Source organism: Faecalibacillus intestinalis, assembly GCF_003024685.1.
Lineage (GTDB): Bacteria > Bacillota_I > Bacilli_A > Erysipelotrichales > Coprobacillaceae > Faecalibacillus > Faecalibacillus intestinalis.
In genome coordinates this window covers 1-18,742 of sequence record NZ_PYLQ01000021.1, presented here as the reverse complement: position 1 = coordinate 18,742, position 18,742 = coordinate 1, and the positions used below count along the sequence as shown (strand labels likewise).

18 protein-coding genes and 8 tRNA genes are annotated in these 18,742 nt (G+C 30.0%); 18 read left to right on the top strand and 8 right to left on the bottom strand.

What is annotated here, in order from left to right:
- Positions 1–56 precede the first annotated feature (56 nt).
- Entirely contained in the window at positions 57–1,187 is a 1,131-nt protein-coding gene (locus tag C7U54_RS11860) for an alanyl-tRNA editing protein (RefSeq protein WP_107030437.1), read from the bottom strand.
- 34 nt (positions 1,188–1,221) lie between these two features.
- Positions 1,222–2,295 (bottom strand): putative lipid II flippase FtsW, encoded by a 1,074-nt coding sequence (ftsW, locus tag C7U54_RS11855; RefSeq protein ID WP_022001680.1) that lies wholly within the window; start codon positions 2,293–2,295, stop codon positions 1,222–1,224.
- A gap of 89 nt (positions 2,296–2,384) precedes the next feature.
- On the opposite strand from ftsW, the gene C7U54_RS11850 reads away from it, so the two are divergent.
- The 3 genes from C7U54_RS11850 (at position 2,385) to C7U54_RS11840 (ending at position 4,249) form a co-directional block, all read left to right on the top strand.
- Complete coding sequence (locus C7U54_RS11850; RefSeq protein ID WP_107030436.1) at positions 2,385–3,239, top strand: response regulator; 855 nt, start codon at positions 2,385–2,387, stop codon at positions 3,237–3,239.
- Positions 3,240–3,316: 77 nt separating this feature from the next.
- Positions 3,317–3,532, top strand: a complete 216-nt coding sequence (locus tag C7U54_RS11845; RefSeq protein WP_107030435.1) for a hypothetical protein — start codon at positions 3,317–3,319, stop codon at positions 3,530–3,532.
- Complete coding sequence (locus tag C7U54_RS11840; protein ID WP_107030434.1) at positions 3,533–4,249, top strand: hypothetical protein; 717 nt, start codon at positions 3,533–3,535, stop codon at positions 4,247–4,249.
- Between the two features lie 36 nt (positions 4,250–4,285).
- Here the strand turns inward: C7U54_RS11840 and pckA are convergent, their stop codons facing one another.
- Entirely contained in the window at positions 4,286–5,863 is a 1,578-nt protein-coding gene (gene pckA / locus C7U54_RS11835; RefSeq protein ID WP_107030433.1) for a phosphoenolpyruvate carboxykinase (ATP), read from the bottom strand.
- Between the two features lie 484 nt (positions 5,864–6,347).
- Here pckA and C7U54_RS11830 point away from each other — a divergent pair, with 484 nt between their 5' ends.
- The 3 genes from C7U54_RS11830 (at position 6,348) to C7U54_RS11820 (ending at position 12,128) form a co-directional block, all read left to right on the top strand.
- Positions 6,348–7,514, top strand: a complete 1,167-nt coding sequence (locus tag C7U54_RS11830) for a PucR family transcriptional regulator (protein ID WP_107030432.1) — start codon at positions 6,348–6,350, stop codon at positions 7,512–7,514.
- A gap of 127 nt (positions 7,515–7,641) precedes the next feature.
- Positions 7,642–9,579 (top strand): 1,4-alpha-glucan branching protein GlgB, encoded by a 1,938-nt coding sequence (gene glgB, locus C7U54_RS11825; protein WP_107030431.1) that lies wholly within the window; start codon positions 7,642–7,644, stop codon positions 9,577–9,579.
- 152 nt (positions 9,580–9,731) lie between these two features.
- Positions 9,732–12,128 (top strand): glycogen/starch/alpha-glucan phosphorylase, encoded by a 2,397-nt coding sequence (locus tag C7U54_RS11820; RefSeq protein ID WP_107030430.1) that lies wholly within the window; start codon positions 9,732–9,734, stop codon positions 12,126–12,128.
- Positions 12,129–12,146: 18 nt separating this feature from the next.
- On the opposite strand, the gene C7U54_RS11815 is transcribed toward C7U54_RS11820, so the two are convergent.
- Complete coding sequence (locus tag C7U54_RS11815; RefSeq protein WP_022001056.1) at positions 12,147–12,455, bottom strand: hypothetical protein; 309 nt, start codon at positions 12,453–12,455, stop codon at positions 12,147–12,149.
- A gap of 80 nt (positions 12,456–12,535) precedes the next feature.
- Between C7U54_RS11815 and C7U54_RS11810 the strand changes: the two genes are divergently transcribed.
- From C7U54_RS11810 to C7U54_RS11770, 9 genes are all read left to right on the top strand, one after another.
- Complete coding sequence (locus C7U54_RS11810; protein WP_107030429.1) at positions 12,536–13,243, top strand: gamma-glutamyl-gamma-aminobutyrate hydrolase family protein; 708 nt, start codon at positions 12,536–12,538, stop codon at positions 13,241–13,243.
- Positions 13,244–13,377: 134 nt separating this feature from the next.
- Positions 13,378–13,452 (top strand) — tRNA-Cys (locus C7U54_RS11805).
- Positions 13,453–13,463: 11 nt separating this feature from the next.
- Positions 13,464–13,540, top strand: a tRNA-Arg gene (locus C7U54_RS11800).
- 7 nt (positions 13,541–13,547) lie between these two features.
- Positions 13,548–13,624: transfer RNA gene (locus C7U54_RS11795), tRNA-Pro, on the top strand.
- A gap of 12 nt (positions 13,625–13,636) precedes the next feature.
- Positions 13,637–13,712 (top strand) — tRNA-Ala (locus C7U54_RS11790).
- A gap of 13 nt (positions 13,713–13,725) precedes the next feature.
- Positions 13,726–13,818: transfer RNA gene (locus C7U54_RS11785), tRNA-Ser, on the top strand.
- Positions 13,819–13,830: 12 nt separating this feature from the next.
- Positions 13,831–13,907 (top strand) — tRNA-Asp (locus C7U54_RS11780).
- Positions 13,908–13,913: 6 nt separating this feature from the next.
- Positions 13,914–13,989: transfer RNA gene (locus C7U54_RS11775), tRNA-Phe, on the top strand.
- Positions 13,990–14,004: 15 nt separating this feature from the next.
- Positions 14,005–14,081 (top strand) — tRNA-Asp (locus C7U54_RS11770).
- A gap of 152 nt (positions 14,082–14,233) precedes the next feature.
- On the opposite strand, the gene C7U54_RS11765 is transcribed toward C7U54_RS11770, so the two are convergent.
- From C7U54_RS11765 to C7U54_RS14735, 4 genes are all read right to left on the bottom strand, one after another.
- Complete coding sequence (locus tag C7U54_RS11765) at positions 14,234–14,437, bottom strand: hypothetical protein (RefSeq protein WP_107030428.1); 204 nt, start codon at positions 14,435–14,437, stop codon at positions 14,234–14,236.
- Between the two features lie 226 nt (positions 14,438–14,663).
- Positions 14,664–14,963, bottom strand: coding sequence for a transposase (locus C7U54_RS11760; protein ID WP_107030427.1), 300 nt, complete (start codon positions 14,961–14,963; stop codon positions 14,664–14,666).
- Positions 14,964–14,982: 19 nt separating this feature from the next.
- Positions 14,983–15,072, bottom strand: coding sequence for a hypothetical protein (locus tag C7U54_RS15630; RefSeq protein WP_396129927.1), 90 nt, complete (start codon positions 15,070–15,072; stop codon positions 14,983–14,985).
- 23 nt (positions 15,073–15,095) lie between these two features.
- Positions 15,096–15,665: a transposase zinc-binding domain-containing protein gene (locus tag C7U54_RS14735; protein WP_158560225.1), complete on the bottom strand. Its 570-nt coding sequence runs from the start codon at positions 15,663–15,665 to the stop codon at positions 15,096–15,098.
- 483 nt (positions 15,666–16,148) lie between these two features.
- Between C7U54_RS14735 and C7U54_RS11740 the strand changes: the two genes are divergently transcribed.
- The 3 genes from C7U54_RS11740 to C7U54_RS11730 form a co-directional block, all read left to right on the top strand.
- Positions 16,149–17,252, top strand: a complete 1,104-nt coding sequence (locus C7U54_RS11740) for a sensor domain-containing diguanylate cyclase (protein ID WP_158560224.1) — start codon at positions 16,149–16,151, stop codon at positions 17,250–17,252.
- A gap of 45 nt (positions 17,253–17,297) precedes the next feature.
- Entirely contained in the window at positions 17,298–18,344 is a 1,047-nt protein-coding gene (locus C7U54_RS11735; RefSeq protein WP_032089537.1) for a helix-turn-helix transcriptional regulator, read from the top strand.
- Positions 18,345–18,443: 99 nt separating this feature from the next.
- Positions 18,444–18,742 (top strand): hypothetical protein (locus tag C7U54_RS11730; protein ID WP_146137620.1); only part of this gene is annotated, 299 nt, incomplete at its 3' end.

The following is an 18,742-nucleotide window of genomic DNA, read 5'->3' as shown; positions in this document are numbered from 1 at the left end:
ATATTATACAATGATTTCTTTATATAAGAAAGCGGTTACAACAAAAAAGAATAACCTTAGTTATTCTCTAAAATATCTTGTATTGTTTTTTGATTTCCTTTGATTTGTCCTTGAACCATATTTGCTTTACCGCCGCCTTTGATTTCAAAGTGACTTTTTAACTTATTTAAAAGCTCTCTAGAGTCATTGTTACTTGCAATCATAAAACGATAATTTTCATCTTTTCCTACAAAAATAGCTACATAATTAGAACACAATGGAAATAATTGATTTAAATAATATTGTTGTAAAGAACGATCTAGATCATTAGTAAAAATTAAATAATGATCTTGCTGAGGCAATGATTGTACTTGTTGATCAATTATTTGTTTTTTTAAGTTTGAAAGTTCTTGTTTTAATTGATTGTTTTCGTTTAAAAGTTGATCAATACCTTTTACAAGGTCATCAGGTGGTAATGAAAGCTTTTGAGAAATATTTATTGCTTGTATGTGCTTAGCTTGATAATCTACAAAAGCACGATGGCCACATACAAAATAGAGACGAATTCCATTTTTATGTTTCATAGCTTTTAATATTTTAATCATGCCAATTTCACTTGTTGAACGTACATGAGGGGCACAACAAGCGCAACAATCTACACCTTCGATTTCTACCAAACGAATTGCTTCATTGATTTCTTTTTTGCTTCGATAATCATAAAGATCAGCATCCTCTGGATAGAAACTATGAATGACTTTGTTATTTAAAATCACTTCATTGGCCTTAGCTTCTAATATCTGTAACTGTTGTTCATTTAAAAAGCCATTATAATCCGTTGTAATTTCATGGTCACTTAAATGAAAACCACTATTATCAAAACCAAACATACTTTTTACAAGTCCTGATAAAACATGTTCACCACTATGATTTTGCATATTATTATAACGATAATTGAAATCAATCTTTCCTTTAACACTTCCTGAAAGAGGAGCGTTGGTATAATGATGAATTTCTTGATTGATGATTTGTACATCAATGACTTCAACATCATTTAAAGTACCATGATCACAAGTTTGACCACCTTCTTCAGGAAAAAATAAAGTTTGGTCTAATACAATATCATAATCATTTTCTCTTTTTGTACATGTTATGACTTGAGCTTCAAAAATTGTCTGATAAGCATCTTTGTCATAAAGTTTAATTGTCATATTATCACATCCATTCTTTCAAATCATACCATATTTAAATAGATTTGATAATATTATACATAATACCGATTTCAATCAAAGTAACAAGTAAAGAAGTCCCTCCATAAGACATTAAAGGTAAAGTTACACCTGTAACAGGAAATAATCCAACAACGACTCCTAAGTTAATGATAGTTTGTATTCCAATCATGGAAGTCATACCGATCATTAAAAAACTTCCAAAGAGATCGTCTACTTTTTTTGCATAATTGAAACAAGTAATAAATAAGTAAGCATATAAAAGAATTAATAAAATCCCTCCTATAAAACCAAATTCTTCTAAATAAATAGCAAAAATAAAGTCTGTTTGTGGTTCTGGTAAATAAAAATGTTTTTGGATGCTTTGATCAAAACCACTTCCTAAAATTCCTCCAGGACCAATAGCATAGAGTGATTGAATCATTTGAAATCCTGATCCTAATGGATCTTGAAAAGGATCTAAAAAAGCAAAAATTCTTTTCATTCGATAAGGGGCAGAAATAATCATTAAAATAATCATTAAAATTCCAGATAGTCCTAAAAAAACAATATATCGAAACGGGAAAGGGGTAATAATAATCATTAAAAGAATACTGCAACACATGACAAAGCCACTTCCAAAATCAGGTTGTAACATAATAAGAAAAAAGCCGATTCCCATAACAATAAGTGGTTTTAAACAATAACGTAGTTTTTTCATTTGGTGATAATGATGGCTGATATAGTCACTGACATAAATAATAAGCGCTATTTTATAGATTTCAGAAGGCTGTAAGGCAAAAAGTCCCAAATTAAACCAACTTCTTGAACCACCTCTGACAATACCTACTCCAGGAATGAGTACTAGAACTAAAAGAATTGTAGCAAGAATAATAATTTTAAGACTATGTTTTTGATAGAGGTGATAATCTATTTTAGAAAAGAAAAAAAGTAAAAGAAGACCGACTATTACAAAAATAGCTTGTCTTTTAAAATAATAGAAGCTGTCATTTTCTTTATATTGCGCCCAAATATGTGAAGAACTATAGACCATTAATAAACCAATAGATAGAATAATAAATACAATAAGAAGTATTTTTCTTTTTTTCATAGTTACCACCGTTTTATTATATGTAAACTAATTAAAATTATTTTATAAAAAGTATATTTTTGATATATAATAAAGGCGAGAGGAATGTGATGTTTATGAAATTATTCTTAGTAGAAGATGCTACGATTTATATGATTTTATTACAAAAATTATTAGAAAATGACTTTCAAATCACATTATCAAAAAATATAGCTGACGCTAAAAAAATAATTGAAGATGAAGATTATCAATTTGATGTTATGTTAATTGATTTAATTATGCCAGGGACAATGGATTTGATTAGACAAATAAAAAAGAATAAAAGATTGTCACAAGTTCCTATTGTTGCTTTAACAGCAAGTGATAATCCTAAAGATTTAATACAAGCTTTTGATTATGGTATCTATGATTATATTCAAAAGCCTATTTATGAAGAAGTAGTTTTACAAAGAGTAAAAAATGCAGCAAGTAATTATTTAAGATTGAAAGAATTAAAGAAATTACGAGAATCTTTAATGAATAATCAACAAATTGATGATTTAACAAAGATATATAAATTTGATACTGCTAAATGGCTTATTGATGAAAAATTAGATGAAAATAAAACAGGTCAAAAAATTTTGTTTGTATTTAAGCTAAATGGTTTAGAAGAAGTGTACAAACAAGAAGGAAGTCATCGAGGAGATGAATTAGTAAAAGAAATGAGTGATTTCATTTCGATGAATTTTAAAAATATAGATATATTAGGGCGTGTTGATCAAGATGAATTTGTATGTTTTGTTAATCATATGATGTCTAAGGAACTTGCATATGTAAGAAAAGAAGAACTTCTAAGAATGTTTTCACAAAAGAAATTATCTGATATTTCTGAAAATATGGATTTACAAATAGGATATTGTAGAACTTGTGAAACTGTAAATTATGAAAAAATGTATCAAGCAGCTAAAAAGATGTTAACGAAATAAGAAAATTATTTCGTTTTTTTATTTTTTAAAAGAAAAAATGATTTTTGTTGTCTATATAAATAATGGAGGGAGAAACTATGGAAACAAAAATCAAATCTAAAAGAATTACCGATTTTAAAAATGATCTTGTCTTTAAATTTATGTTGAGTGATCTCAATGATTCTCGCTGTTATTATTTACTTAAAGTCATTATTGAAGGAATCACTGGTATTAAATGTCAGGAACTTTTTGTCTTAAATAGTGAAGTCAATCCTGAACATCTAAGTGATAAAGATATGGTTTTAGATGTCTGAGTGAAAACTGATGAAGGAAAATTAATCGACATTGAAATGCAAAACAGTGCTCTTACTAAAGAAGTTCATTATCGTTTTCAAATCTATGGAGCAAGAATGATAGATCATCAAGTCAATCGAGGAGATCTCTTATACAGTGAAAATGTCCATGAAGTCTATACCATTCTCTTTGTCAATGATATTGACAGAGACAATCTTCTCTTGATCGATACCTACATGCCACGTAATCAACTAAACCATGTCAGAAAGTATAATCTGCTTACCCATCATAATGTCTATCTTCCATTTATTGATGCTGTTGTAAGAGAAAAAGGGCTTAAGAATCTAAGCAAGATAGAATTAGCTATTTATACTTTATATCATGGGATAACAGATGATATAATGGCATTAAACAGTGAGGTGGTTATCATGATGAAAGAAAAGATGGATCAGTTCAATGAAGATGAAGAACTTGTATTAGCAGCGAGTAAAAGACAGCTTGTCAAGATACAACATCATCAAGAGAAAGTAAGAATACGACAAGAAGGGAAAGAAGAAGGCTTAAAAGAAGGAGAACTTTTGAAAGCTAAAGAAAATACATTGATGCTTTTTAAAAGTAAATATCCTCAAGAAGATATTTTAATGTTAGAAAATTTAACATTGTCACAGTATAATGAGATTTTTAAAGCATTAATAGAAAACAAAGATTTACAAATAATTAAAGAAATGATTAAATGATACAAAAACGGATATCTCATGAGATATCCGCTATTTTTATTTATGAGTACCAGGTCCGGCTTTAACAACAGTACTAGGTAAATCATATTTTTTAAAATTTTCTTGGAACATTTTTGTAAGTTTTTTAGCTGTTTTATCATATTCGCGTTTGTTTGACCAAGTATTTTTAGGGTTCAACATTTCTGCTGGAACACCTGGACAACTTCTTGGAATTTTTAGATTAAAGAATGGTTCTTTGACATATTCCACAAAATCTAAGTCACCATTTAAAGCAGCATTGATCATTGCACGTGTATATTTTAATGGAATACGATGCCCTTTACCATAAGAGCCACCAGTCCATCCAGTGTTGATCAAGAAAACATTAGCTCCTGATTTTTCTACACGACGTCCAAATTGTTGAGCATATAAAGCTGTATCTAATGGGAAAAATGGTTCTCCAAAACATGTTGAAAATGTTGCTTCTGGTTCAGTAACACCATTTTCAGTTCCAGCAAGTTTGCTTGTATAACCTGAAACAAAGTGATAGATAGCAGCGTTACGGTCAAGTTTAGAAATAGGTGGTAAAACTCCAAAAGCATCTGCTGCTAAAAAGAAAATAGTACGTGGAATAGGTCCAACTCCTGATGAAACAGTATTTGGAATATAATCAATTGGATAACCAACACGTGTATTTTCTGTGATAGAACCATCATCAAAATTAATAATACGTGTATCTTCAAATAATTTAACATTTTCTGTTACAGCACCAAAACGGATGGCATTCCAAATTTCAGGTTCATGTTCTTTTGAAAGGTTGATACATTTAGCGTAGCATCCACCTTCAAAGTTGAAGATTGTATTTCTAGACCAACCATGTTCATCATCACCAATTAATCGTCTGTTTGGATCGGCTGAAAGTGTTGTTTTTCCAGTTCCTGATAATCCAAAGAATAAAGCTGTATCACCGTCGATTCCCATATTGGCAGAACAATGCATTGTAAAAATCTTCTTTTGTGGAAGTAAATAGTTCATAACACAGAAGACAGATTTTTTGATTTCTCCAGAATACCCTGTGCCCGCAATTAAAATAATTTGTTTTTCAAAATTGATCATAATAGCGGCTTCACTATTTAATCCTAATTTTTTATAATCTACTTTACATCCAGGAGCAACTAAAATCAAAAAGTCTTCTTTAAAATCTTTTAATTGTTCCTTTTTAGGTCGAATAAGTAAGTTTCTAATAAATAAATTTTGACTTGCTTTTTCATTGATAACTCTAAAACCATATTGATATTTACGATTAGCTCCTGCAAAGCCATCAAAAATATATAAATCTTTATCATTTAAATATTGAATCATTTGATCATAAACTTGGTCAAAAACTTCTGCTGAAACAGGACGATTAACATTTCCCCAAGCAATTAAATCATGAACAGCAGGTGTATCAACAATATATTTATCATCTGGAGAACGACCAGTTCTTTCTCCAGTTTCTATACATAAAGCACCAGCACGTGAAAGTCTTCCTTCTTTATGAAGTAAAGCTTTTTCTACAAGCGCACCAGGCGGATTGTTTCTAAAAATGTTTCCTGTATGATTAAAACCATATTTTTCGATATTCAATGTATCCATAATATACCTCCTTTGGATTCCCTACATATAATGATACAAAAAAAATGTTATAAAATCCATAGAAAGCGCTTACTTTTTTTAAATAAATGACGCTAATGTCAAAATGAGTTTGTTGAAAATGTACAGTTTATAAGGCTTTTAGAGTATTTTTTAATAAAAAAACACATTAGAAACATAACTAATGTATTTTTAGGATAATAATCATAAACAAATAAAAAAGATCATTTAGGGGAATGATCTTCTTTATTTATATATAGGGAATCGAGTAATAAAAAATTAATATATTGGGAAACTATTACTGAAAATCGTAAAATATATGAGAGATATAAATATTATGGGATATCTCTTTTATTTACATTTCATTTTTTATTACACATTTATTATAGCGAAATATGACGAATTGAGTAGAGACAAATATCCTAAAAAGGATTGTAAGTATTTGTGCAATGTGCACAAATAGTGTAAAATAGATGGTGGTGATGATATGGGATTTACAATAGATGATGCTTTAAGAGAATTTAAAAAGAATTATAAAATGACATTACTTGCAGGTGAGGATGGATGTTCTAATGCCATGACCTGGGTACAAATGGTCGAAGATAAAACGATTTTACAACAACTTTGGGGTAAAGAACTAGTTGTAACAACAGGTCTAGGATTTCAAAGCCAAAAGAAATTAAAAGAATTCATTGAACAACTTGTTAAATATCATAGTGTGGGACTTGTTATCAATACGGGAAAATATATTTTTGATATCGATCAAGAAATTATTGATTATTGTAATGAATTAAGTTTTCCTTTGTTAGTGGTTCCTTGGGAAGTGCATATTGCTGATATGATCAAAGATTTTTCATATCATTGTTTACGTGCAGAAAGAGATGATAAGTATATTAATCAAACTGTTATGGACACACTGATTAATCCAGCAATTATTGAAGAGTCTAGAAATAAATTAGCAGGTGATTTTGATGTGGAAAATGATTTTCAAGTAATGGCTATTTCTGTAGAAACCGATGAAGAATTAGGCATGATGGAAAGAAGAAGTATTAAGTTTCAGCTAGAATTATGTTTTGAAAAAGTTGAAGGAAATTATAGTTTTTTCTGGTTTGATGGTTATTATATTATGATTTTTAATAACTTAGAAGATAGTGCTCTTGTAGAAGTTATTAATGAAATGTATAAAAGAGCTAAAAAACGTTTGCATTATACATTACATTTAGGAATTGGCTCAAAGATGGTGGATTTTAGAAATATGATTTTAAGTTATAAAAGGGCTATTGCAGCTTGTAAGATGGCTAAACAATTTAATTATCCACAAATTTATTTTGATGATATGGGTGTTTATCAATTATTATTTATTATTGAAGATCAAGGTATTTTAAGACAAATGTATCGTAGTATGTTAGGTGTTTTGATAGATTATGATCAAAAGCATAATACTCAATTAGAAGAGACTCTTTATCAATATTTAAAATTCGATAGTAATCAAAAAGCTATGGCTGAAAGCTTATACATGCATCGTAATACTATCAATTATCGACTTAATAAGATAAAAGAACTGACAGAATGTCAATTGGATTCATTTGAAGAAAAAATGCCGTATATGTTAGCTTTTTATATTAAAGAAATTGTAGAAAAAAAGAAGAAATAGCGGAAAGCTGTTAGCTTCTTTTTTTATTTGATAAAAAGTTTAGCAAATAAAAATGAAAGCGCTAACTTTTTAGTGAATGTTGGTCATTTATATGTTATAATAAATGACATAAAGGGGAGATAAATATATGTTTGATAATTTTTTAATTCACACTTTCCATGATGGAAATTGTTTACAAGCTTATAAAATATTTGGTGCACATTTTGAGACTCATGAAGGTAAAAAAGGTGTACGTTTTACAACATATGCGCCGAATGCTAGAAGTGCACAAGTTGTAGGAGAATTTAACCAATGGGGTGAAACACCTTGTTATATGGAAAGATATAATAATGGTGGTATTTATACAATATTTGTTGAAGGTGTCAAAGAATTTGACATGTACAAGTTTAGATTTGAAACTCCTCAAGGAGATATTATTGATAAAGCAGATCCATATGCTTATTTTAGTGAGTTAAGACCAGGAACTGCTTCAAAAGTTTATAACATGGAAGGTTATCGTTGGCATGATAGCAAATGGATAAAAAATAGAACTAAAAATTATGATTGCCCACTTAATATATATGAAGCTTCTCTTGGTTCATGGAAAATGAAGCGAGAAAGTGAAGGTGAAGGGGACGATGGTGAATATTATTCTTATGAAGAATTAATAGATGAAATTATTCCCTATGTAAAAAAGATGGGCTATACACATTTAGAAGTTATGCCACTTACTGAATTCCCATTTGATGGTTCTTGGGGATATCAAGCAACTGGTTTTTATAGTGCAACATCGAGATATGGTCAACCTAAACAATTAATGAAATTTATTGATGCCTGCCACCAAGAAGGCATTGGTGTTATTATGGACTTTGTGCCAGCACATTTCGTTAAAGATTCACATGGATTACATATGTATGATGGTGGATTTGTTTATGATTATAATGATTATAATCGTCGTTATAGTCCATGGGATAGTGTTTATTTTGATTTAGGTAAAAATGAAGTAAGAAGTTTCTTATTATCTTCTGTAGAATTCTTTGCAACATATTATCATATTGATGGTTTTAGATTTGATGCTGTAAGTAATCTTATTTATTATGAAGGTAATAAAAACTTAGGTGAAAATATTGGTGCTATGGAATGGATGAAACGTTTAAATGGACATATGTCTGGGTACCATCCAACTGTGATGATGATTGCAGAAGATTCAACAGATTATCCAGGTGTTACTAAACCAGTGGGTGAACATGGTTTAGGATTTGATTATAAATGGGATTTAGGTTGGATGAATGATACATTGAAATATTTCCAAGAAGATCCTGTTTATCGTCAATATGATAGTCGTTTTATTACATTCTCAATGGCTTATTTCTATTCTGAAAGATTCTTACTTGAGTTTTCGCATGATGAAGTTGTTCATGGTAAAGCGACGATTATTAATAAAATGTGGGGATTACATGGAGATAAATTGGCACAAGTAAAAGCATTGTATGTTTATATGATGTTACATCCTGGTAAGAAATTGAACTTTATGGGAAATGAACTTGCTGAATATAAAGAATGGGATGAATCTAAATCTTTAGGATGGGATATTTTAAAATATCCTGATCATGATGCATTCCATCATTTCGCTCAAAAACTCAATGAAATTTATTTGAAATATCCAGCTTTATATGAAATGGATTATGATTTAAAAGGCTTTGAATGGCTTGTTGTTGATGATCATGATCAATGTGTTTTCGCAATTGAAAGAAAAGATAAAGCAGGAAATGCGATTATCGCAGTGATGAATTTTGTTGGTAATACGCATGAAAAATACAAAGTACCAGTTAATATTGAAGGAAGTTATAAAGAAATTTTAAATACAGATCAAGCTGTATATTCTGGAAAGAATATCGTTAATCCAAGAGCAATTCGCTCTAAGAAAACAAAACCAAATGAAAAAACAAAATTGTTAAATAAAGATCATTATATTGAAGTAAAATTAGCACCATTTAGTGCATGTATCTTTGAAGTGAAACCTAAAAAAGGAACACCAAAGAAAACACCAAAGAAAACAAAAAGAGTAATTAAGAAAACAAAATAAGTTGTTCATAAAATAGAGCATCCGTAGTTTAGATACTCTATTTTATTTGGAAAAAGTAAGATTTTATCAATGTAAAAATATTTTTATGAGTGACAATCTACTAAAAATAAAGTATGATGGTCACGTAAGAGTAATATTGAGGAGACGGGAAAATGTTTAAAAACAAAGAAGAATTTAAATTTGAATTTTCAAGAAGAATTATTGAATCTTATGGACGTACTGTAGAAGAAGCCCATATTACTGAAAAATTCATGGTTCTTGAAACAATGGTTAGAGATTATGCATCAGTTAACTGGGCAGCAAGTAAAGCTGTTGTTCAAAATAATGAACAAAAACAAATGCATTATTTCTCAATGGAATTTTTAATGGGAAGATTATTAGTTAATAATATGATGAATCTAGGAATCTATGAAATCGCTAAAGAAGGTTTAGAAGATTATGGAATCAACATTCATGATTTAGAAGAATTAGAAAGTGATGCTGGTTTAGGTAATGGGGGACTTGGACGTTTAGCTGCATGCTTTATGGATTCACTTGCTTCATTAGATTATCCAGGACATGGAAATACAATTCGTTATGAATATGGTTTATTTAAACAAAAAATTGAAAATGGTTATCAAGTAGAATTACCTGATCAATGGATGAAAACTGGATTTATGTGGGAAGTACGTAAACCTAAACATAGAGTTCCGGTCAAATTCTTCGGTAAAGTAATTTGGGATGAAAATGAAGGTAAATGGAAACATGTAGATGCTGAAACAATTTATGCAGTACCTTATGACGTACCAGTCATTGGAAATGATACAGTAAATACAAATACTTTACGTCTATGGTCAGCTGAACCAAGTGAAGATTTCCCAAGTAATCATGATTTCCAAAGATATATTGAAGATGTAAGAAGTATCTGTCAAAACTTATATCCTGATGATTCAACACCAGCAGGAAAAATGTTACGTTTAAAACAAGAATATTTCTTCTGTTCTGCAGGTATCCAAGCAATCATCAAAGCACACTTAAGAAATTATCCATCATTAGATAATTTCCATGAAAAACATGTTATTCAATTAAATGATACACATCCAGTATTATGTATTCCTGAATTCATGCGTTTATTAATTGATGATCATGGTTATGAATGGCAAGATGCCTGGGATATTTGTACACAAACATTTGCATATACAAACCATACGATCTTAGCTGAAGCTTTAGAAACTTGGCCAATTAGTACAATGCAAACATTATTACCACGTGTATATCAAATCATTGAAGAAATTCATCGTCGTTTTGTAGGTTTTGCTAAAGAAGTAAGTAATCATGATCAAAATTTAGTTGATCGTACAATGATTTTAAGAGATGGTACTGTTTATATGGCAAGACTTGCAATTGCTGGAAGCTTTAGTGTCAATGGGGTAGCAAGACTTCATACAGATATCTTAAAAGAAAGAGAATTACATGATTTCAATGTACTTTATCCAAATAAATTTAATAATAAAACAAATGGGGTTACTCATCGTCGTTGGTTAGCTTATTGTAATCCACAATTAAGTGAATTAATTAATGAAACAATTGGTAAAGGATGGATCAAAAAACCAGCTCAATTAGAAAACTTAATGGAACATGTTGATGATCCAATTTTACAAAATCGTTTCTTAGCAGTTAAAAAAGAAAGAAAACAAATCTTAGCTGATTATATTAAAAAACATAATGGTATTGAAGTAGATGTTGATAGTATTTTTGATGTTCAAGTTAAGAGATTACATGCATATAAAAGACAATTATTAAATATTTTACATGTTATTTATTTATATCAAGAAATGAAATCTAATCCCGATTTCCGTATTTATCCACATACTTTCATCTTTGGAGCAAAAGCAGCAAGTGCTTATTACTTCGCTAAAAAAGTTATTAAATTAATTAATGCAGTTGGAGATGTAGTTAATAATGATCCTGAAACAAATAAATACTTAAAAGTTGTTTTCTTAGAAAACTATGGTGTTACTTTGGCAGAAAAAATCATGCCTGCAGCTGATGTTTCAGAACAAATCTCTACAGCTGGTAAAGAAGCAAGTGGTACTGGTAATATGAAATTCATGATGAATGGAGCTATTACTTTAGGTACTTTAGATGGAGCTAATGTAGAAATTTCTGAATTAGTAGGATTAGATAATTGTGAAATCTTTGGTTTAAAAGATGAAGAAGTTAAAAACTTAAAAGCAAACAATCAATATCGTGCATGGGATTATTATAATAATGATTTAAAAATCCGTCGTGCTATCGATTCATTAACTAATGGTACTTTCTCAAGTAATCCAGAAGAATTTAAAATTATTCATGATGAATTAATGAATAAAAATGATGAATACTTCTTATTAGCTGATTTCGAATCATATGCTAATGCACAAAGACATGTTGTAGAATTATATCAAGATCGTGCTAAATGGGCTAGAATTTGCTTAGTAAATATTGCTAAGAGTGGATTCTTCTCATCTGATCGTACAATTGAACAATATGTAGAAGATATTTGGCATTTAGAAAAATGTAAATTTTAATTATAAAAGCTCAAGGTCTTAGGACTTTGAGCTTTTCTTTAATATATATTTACTTTTGATAAAACGATAAGGTTCCATAAAATCACGCATTTCTTTAGCGTCAACTTCTTCATGATTAACAAATCTTTGAAAAAAAGATTTGTTTTTTTCTGTCACAGCTTTAATTTCATCGATTGCTTCTTCTAAATGATGTTCTTTAAAGAAGTTGATGTAATACTCTTCGGTTTTACTTGCCATATCTTCCTTATTTAATAAGACCCAATTTTCTTGATGAACAACATCAATCAAATTGATCAATGTTCTAGCAGCTTGTTCTTGATCAATCATTTTTTTCACCTCGTTTTTTATTATAGCACAAAACATAAGTTATGCTATAATGTTAAAAAAGACGAAAAAGAGGTACTTTTATGAATAAACCAGTAATTGCGATAGTTCCTTTATATGATGAAGAAAGAGATAGTTTATGGATGCTTCCAGGGTATATGGATGGGGTTATTGAAGCAGGTGGTATTCCTGTTATGCTTTCTTTAGTTAATGATGATGTTTCTTTAAAAGAAACGGCTCATTATTTTGATGGATTTATTTTTGCGGGAGGGGATGATTTAAATCCTGAACTTTATCATCAAGCAAAAGCAGAATATTGCGGAAAATTAAATCAAAAAAGAGATGAAATGGAACCAAAGCTATTAAAATATGTTTTAGAGGCCGATAAGCCTGTTTTAGGAATATGTAGAGGTATTCAGTTATTAAATGCATGTTTAGGTGGAACACTCTATCAAGATTTAGATCAACAATTTCATCCTACATGTATTCATCGACAACCTGCTCCTTATGATCATCCAAGTCACCAAGTAAAAATTGTTGAAAATACACCTTTAAAAGACATCTTAAATCAAGAAACTTTAATGGTGAATAGTTGTCATCATCAAGCTATTTGTCAACTTGCTCCAGCATTAAAGCCAATGGCTTATTCTGATGATGGATTAGTAGAAGCTGTTTATCTACCAGATAAAAAGTATGTGATAGGATATCAATGGCATTCAGAAATGATTTATAAAAAAAGTGATGATCATTTAAAACTATTTAAAGATTTTGTGGATAATTGCAAAAAATAATTATAAAAAATTATAAAAAGCTATAAAAAGCTATAAAAAGCTATAAAAAGCTATAAAAACAGTAAATGTGTATTGACTTTATGCTGATATATTAGTATAATGAACAAGCTTTAAGTTAATAAAAAGCAAGGGATGGTTCCTTGGCCAAGTTGGTAAGGCAACAGACTGCAACTCTGTCATCATCGGTTCGAGTCCGGTAGGAACCTCCATTTGTGAAAATGCGCTAGTAGCTCAACTGGATAGAGTGCTTGACTACGGATCAAGAGGTTGTGGGTTCGATTCCTGCCTAGCGCGCCATTTTTTTCGGGAAGTAGCACAGCTTGGTAGTGCACCTGGTTTGGGACCAGGGGGTCGCAGGTTCAAATCCTGTCTTCCCGACCATTTATAAAAATTGGGGCCATAGCTCAGCTGGGAGAGCACCTGCCTTGCACGCAGGGGGTCAGCGGTTCGATCCCGCTTGGCTCCACCAATTTATTTATTACGGAGATTTACCCAAGTCTGGCTGAAGGGACTGGTCTTGAAAACCAGCAGAGGATTAACGTCCTGCGGGGGTTCGAATCCCTCAATCTCCGCCATTTTTATCTTTTGGTCTGGTAGTTCAGTTGGTTAGAATGCCGCCCTGTCACGGCGGAGGTCGCGGGTTCGAGTCCCGTCCAGACCGCCAATTAATGGTTCCGTAGCTCAGTCGGTAGAGCAGAGGACTGAAAATCCTCGTGTCGGTGGTTCGATTCCGCCCGGAACCACCATTTAAATAGATTACTGGTCTGGTAGTTCAGCTGGTTAGAATGCCGCCCTGTCACGGCGGAGGTCGCGGGTTCGAGTCCCGTCCAGACCGCCAGTAATTGTAATTAAGAGAGTCATTCATGACTCTTTTTTTGTTTATTAAGAATTTGAATGCGTGGGAAATAGCATATAAAAATTCATACCAAAATACCATGACATATTTGTGTGATCTGGTATAAATTTTTTTGTCCTGTAATCATACAGTGGTTATTTGATTCTTCTCCTAGGACCATTGCATACAGGACATTCTATTTCAACTTCACCATGTTTACTGGATATTCTGTCTTCTTCTGCCAATTCACCAATGATCCAGTTAGGAATATTGGCAATATGGCCACAAGCAGTATGTTTCATTTTGATAAGTGTATTTTCTGAAATCATTGATGCATTTTTCACTGTAGAGTCTGTCATTAGGGGTACCTATGTATATTCACATTTCATAAGATTGCCACATGAACATAAAAGAGTATTTTTTTGAAATGATTCTATCACATGTGTGCGGTATTTTAGATGGTCAAGTTTGTTTTTTAAATCTTATTTCTTTCTTTCAAATTTTTGATACGTCTTTTCTTTTTTATACCATAAAGTTCATATACTTTTTATTCCTGTTTGAATAGAAGCCATAGTATCTGACCATTTAAAAGTTTTCAACACTTTCATATACTTCGATATATTTTTCACCCTCATGACGGTTGTACCACCATCTGATCATCTTTTTGTCATCTTCATATTTGATGCAGTTTTCAGCCATGGGAGGTCTGGAAGTGTATCTGGTAATGTAGTTGACGCAATCATCAACGTTATTGTCATCATTGTCTTTTTCTTTCTTTTTGGCGTAGACATAAAAGCCGTTTACAAGTTCTTTATAGAAACGTTGTTTGAGATAATTGAAACTCTCAAGTTCTTGTTTTGAGAGAAGATCAAGGATTTGATACATTCAAGTCTTTCTGAGTTTTTCACAGGAAATAAAAGTTCTTCATTTTATTTTTTTTTGTATCCAAAGCTTCTTCACAAACAAGGCAGTGGATATGGGGATTCCATTTCAAATCTCTGCCAAAAGTATGTAAAGTCAAAACAGAACCGAAAACGATTTTGTTTCTGTTATTTTTATAAGAGTAGGGGCATTTGCTTTTTTAATAAAGAGCTTTTTCTTTTTGATTTTTCTGTACTTTGCATCATTAAAAACACAGGCAAGGGTGTTTCTGGCACCAATAAAAAGAAGATTCAAAAGGGATCTTTCTTTAATAAAATAACTTCTTAGATGTTTTGGAATGGTAAAGACGATATGACGGTGCTTGGCATCGAGAGCGATAGAGAAAATATGAACAGCACGCAATTTAGCCTCTTTAGAGCCACAAGAAGTACAGAGCTTGGAGTGACATTTGTGAGGAACGATAGATTCGTTGCCGCAATGAGGGCAGACAAAAAGATCATAGCCAAGATAGATGAAACCACAAAGAATAGTTTTCTGGATGGTATCATAGGTAACATTTCTGATCTTACCTCTATTATAAAGAGAGCGGATATAGTTGATATTGTCATTAAAGATATAGGAAAAAGATTCCTTGCCTTTGATCTTATCGACATGACTAAAATTGTATAAAGCAAGGCAGTCAGCATAGTTAGTATCATCAATCATAAAATCACCAACTAACATTTTAAAGAAAAAGGTAATAATCTTCAAAGATTATTACCATGTGGACAAAATTTATCCCTTTTTTATCATAAAAATATGATATTTATTTTTTGCATTTCACACCTCAAAAACGACGTTTCGCACCTAATTTAAAAATAAGGTGCCATAAATAGTAAAATAAAGATATACATGGAATTATTTACTATAATCTATTTTAAATACCAGAGCAAAAAAAGAAAAAATGAATGTAAGGATAAGTAAAATAATGGCAAGTATACTTACGTTATGATAATCTTTACACAAGTGCCTGCTAATGTATTTGCAGCAGACACTTATATTTGTAATAAATATTGATGGTTGCTGTAAAGAATAAAATAAAAATGTAGGAAAACCTATAAAATTATTTAGTCTAAAACCGACATTTTTTTAATTGACATGTGAATATAATAATCTAAAATAAAATTTTTAATGAAAGGGGTTGCTAGTATGGTAGTTGAAACAATAAAAAGGTATCCATTACTTGTTATTTTTATGCTTGTTTTATTACTTGTGATGATTTTTGCAATTGTTTATTATCGAATGTCAAAAAAGTATGAAAAAAGTCAAATAGAATTAAAAGAATCTTTACTTGCAGCAACGACATTAAATAGATGTATTCATGCTTTAACTTATCATAGTGAAATCGATGATGCTATTAATGATTTGTTATGTCTTATTACTGAGTTTTTTCAAGGTGATCGTGCTTATATTTTTCAAATAGACTATGAACAAAATACGACATCTAATCTTTTTGAGTATACAGAAGAAGGGGCAACTCCGGAAATAAATAATTTGCAAAATGTTTCTTTAGAAACTATTCAATATTGGTTAGATCGTTTTAAGGTTGATGGAACATTTTATTTAAAAAGTTTAGAAGATGAGGTTGATAAAAATTCTGAAACCTATCGTCTTTTAAAATTACAAAATATAACGAGTCTTATTGCAGCGCCTTTGATAGAAAATGAAATTATTACTGGATTTTTGGGTGTTGATAATCCACGAAGAAGATATGATAATAGTAGTTTATTATCTTCGGTTGTTTTCTTTGTTTCTGAGAGTATGAATAGAAAACAACAGGAACAAAAATTAAAAGCAATGAGTTATTTAGATTCAATGACACATATTTTTAATCGTAATGCTTTGATAGAACGAATTGATAAGATTAAAAAAAGTCAAAATAAGGATATTGGTATTGCTTATTTTGATTTAAATGGATTAAAAAAGATCAATGATTTACAAGGACATTTGGAAGGGGATGCTGTTTTAAAGAAAACAGCTTATTTGATCAATGAGTGTTTTCCTAGAAAAGCTTATCGTTTTGGTGGAGATGAATTTGTTGTTCTTTCAATAGGAATTAAAGAAAGTAATTTTATAAAACAAGTTGAACAATCAAAGAAGTATTTAGAACAAAATGGTATTTCGTGTTCTGTAGGTGTTTCTTGGTGCTATAATATAAACGATGTTGATAAACTCATTAAAGAAGCAGATACTAAAATGTATGAAAATAAAGCAAATTTTTATGAAAATGAAATGGTTGGTATTGAAAGCTAACCATTTTTTTATGATATAATAATGTTAATGAAAAGAGATGAGACTATGCAAAATATGAATTATTATTATGACTTTTCTGGTCAAAAATTTGAATATCCATTAAGTCTAAGTATTAATCAATTTGATCGACAAGTTTTTTCAAGACAATCTTCTTTAGAAATTTCTTATGTTTTAAAAGGAAGTTATGAAGTTATTACAGAAAAAATGTCGACTGTTATTTATGAACATGAATTAGCTATTATTGCTCCTAATGATATTCATATGTTAAAGATGAATGAAAAAGAAAGTATTATTTTAACATTACATATTGATTTTTCTTATTTACCTCATTATATGGTAGGAGATATAGATCATAGTTTTCAATCTCTTATTTGTAGAGAAAATCAAAATAAATCTCTATTATTTCAAATAAAACAACAATTAGGCATCTTACTTTTACATTTTATTGAAAACAAAGATAACATCTATTTATTAAATTTAGTAATATCAAAATTAATTTACATGATTAGTCAGAATCAAGAATTCTCTTTAGAAAATTTACCACTTTCTTCTAAAAATCATGAAAATTATATGAAAGCTATTTTATTCATTGATCAACATTACCAAGAAGATATTCATTTAGAAGATGTTGCTCAAAATCTTTCTTTTAGTATCTCCTATGCTTCACGTTTATTTAAAAAATATACAGGTGTTAGTTTTGTAAAATATTTATCAATGGTAAGAATACGACATTCATTAGAAAAGTTACTAGCAGGGAAAGACTCGATTGATGAGATTGCATTTTCTTGTGGAATGTCTGCAAAGGCTTATAGTCAAGCATTTAAAGACTTATATGGGATTACACCAAGTGTTTATCGTAAACAATTTCAAAAAAACTTGAAATATAATAAGGAAAATAAGGAACAAAGAATGCATTTGGATCAAAAACAAATTGCCTTGATTCAACATTTAATAAATGATCATCATCTATATCAAGATGAATATCTTGATATAGATAAAGAAAATCAACAAAGCATATATTTATTTAAAAATATAGATCAACTCTCTTTATTACAAGAAAATAACATTTTAACTATTAAACCAAAGAAATAACAATAAAAACAATTATTTATTGTTATTTTTTTACTTTTTTAAAAAATAAAAAGAAAAACATCCAAAAATTGTCTATATAATAATAGGAGGAAAAATTATATGGACAAAGTACTAGAAATCACATCAAATGATCATATTATTATGATTGATAAACTCTGTAAAAGAATATTAGGACATCCTGAAATCTTAGGAAGAATCATTAAAGGATTTATTAAAGAAGCTAAGGATGTATCTTTAGAAGAAATCATTGAACTTATTAAAGAAAAGAAGGATCAGGAAGGGAATTCTTATTTCCAACAGCTAAATAATGTCATCGATATTGCTCATCATGGAAGAGTGGAATTCGATTATTTCTGCTGTATCAATCTGCCACAAGATGATGGAACAATGAAAAGAAT

What these genes read in the sequence shown, in the direction of transcription:
- C7U54_RS11735 (WP_032089537.1), top strand. Translation starts at nt 17,298, where the DNA reads ATGCAAAATATGAATTATTATTATGACTTTTCTGGTCAAAAATTTGAA.
- C7U54_RS11815 (WP_022001056.1), bottom strand. Translation starts at nt 12,455, where the DNA reads ATGATTGATCAAGAACAAGCTGCTAGAACATTGATCAATTTGATTGAT.
- C7U54_RS11850 (WP_107030436.1), top strand. Translation starts at nt 2,385, where the DNA reads ATGTTTATGAAATTATTCTTAGTAGAAGATGCTACGATTTATATGATT.
- glgB (WP_107030431.1), top strand. Translation starts at nt 7,642, where the DNA reads ATGTTTGATAATTTTTTAATTCACACTTTCCATGATGGAAATTGTTTA.
- C7U54_RS11740 (WP_158560224.1), top strand. Translation starts at nt 16,149, where the DNA reads ATGGTAGTTGAAACAATAAAAAGGTATCCATTACTTGTTATTTTTATG.
- C7U54_RS14735 (WP_158560225.1), bottom strand. Translation starts at nt 15,665, where the DNA reads ATGATTGATGATACTAACTATGCTGACTGCCTTGCTTTATACAATTTT.
- C7U54_RS11765 (WP_107030428.1), bottom strand. Translation starts at nt 14,437, where the DNA reads ATGACAGACTCTACAGTGAAAAATGCATCAATGATTTCAGAAAATACA.
- C7U54_RS11860 (WP_107030437.1), bottom strand. Translation starts at nt 1,187, where the DNA reads ATGACAATTAAACTTTATGACAAAGATGCTTATCAGACAATTTTTGAA.
- C7U54_RS11820 (WP_107030430.1), top strand. Translation starts at nt 9,732, where the DNA reads ATGTTTAAAAACAAAGAAGAATTTAAATTTGAATTTTCAAGAAGAATT.
- C7U54_RS11810 (WP_107030429.1), top strand. Translation starts at nt 12,536, where the DNA reads ATGAATAAACCAGTAATTGCGATAGTTCCTTTATATGATGAAGAAAGA.
- C7U54_RS11830 (WP_107030432.1), top strand. Translation starts at nt 6,348, where the DNA reads ATGGGATTTACAATAGATGATGCTTTAAGAGAATTTAAAAAGAATTAT.
- C7U54_RS11845 (WP_107030435.1), top strand. Translation starts at nt 3,317, where the DNA reads ATGGAAACAAAAATCAAATCTAAAAGAATTACCGATTTTAAAAATGAT.
- ftsW (WP_022001680.1), bottom strand. Translation starts at nt 2,295, where the DNA reads ATGAAAAAAAGAAAAATACTTCTTATTGTATTTATTATTCTATCTATT.
- C7U54_RS11760 (WP_107030427.1), bottom strand. Translation starts at nt 14,963, where the DNA reads ATGTATCAAATCCTTGATCTTCTCTCAAAACAAGAACTTGAGAGTTTC.
- pckA (WP_107030433.1), bottom strand. Translation starts at nt 5,863, where the DNA reads ATGGATACATTGAATATCGAAAAATATGGTTTTAATCATACAGGAAAC.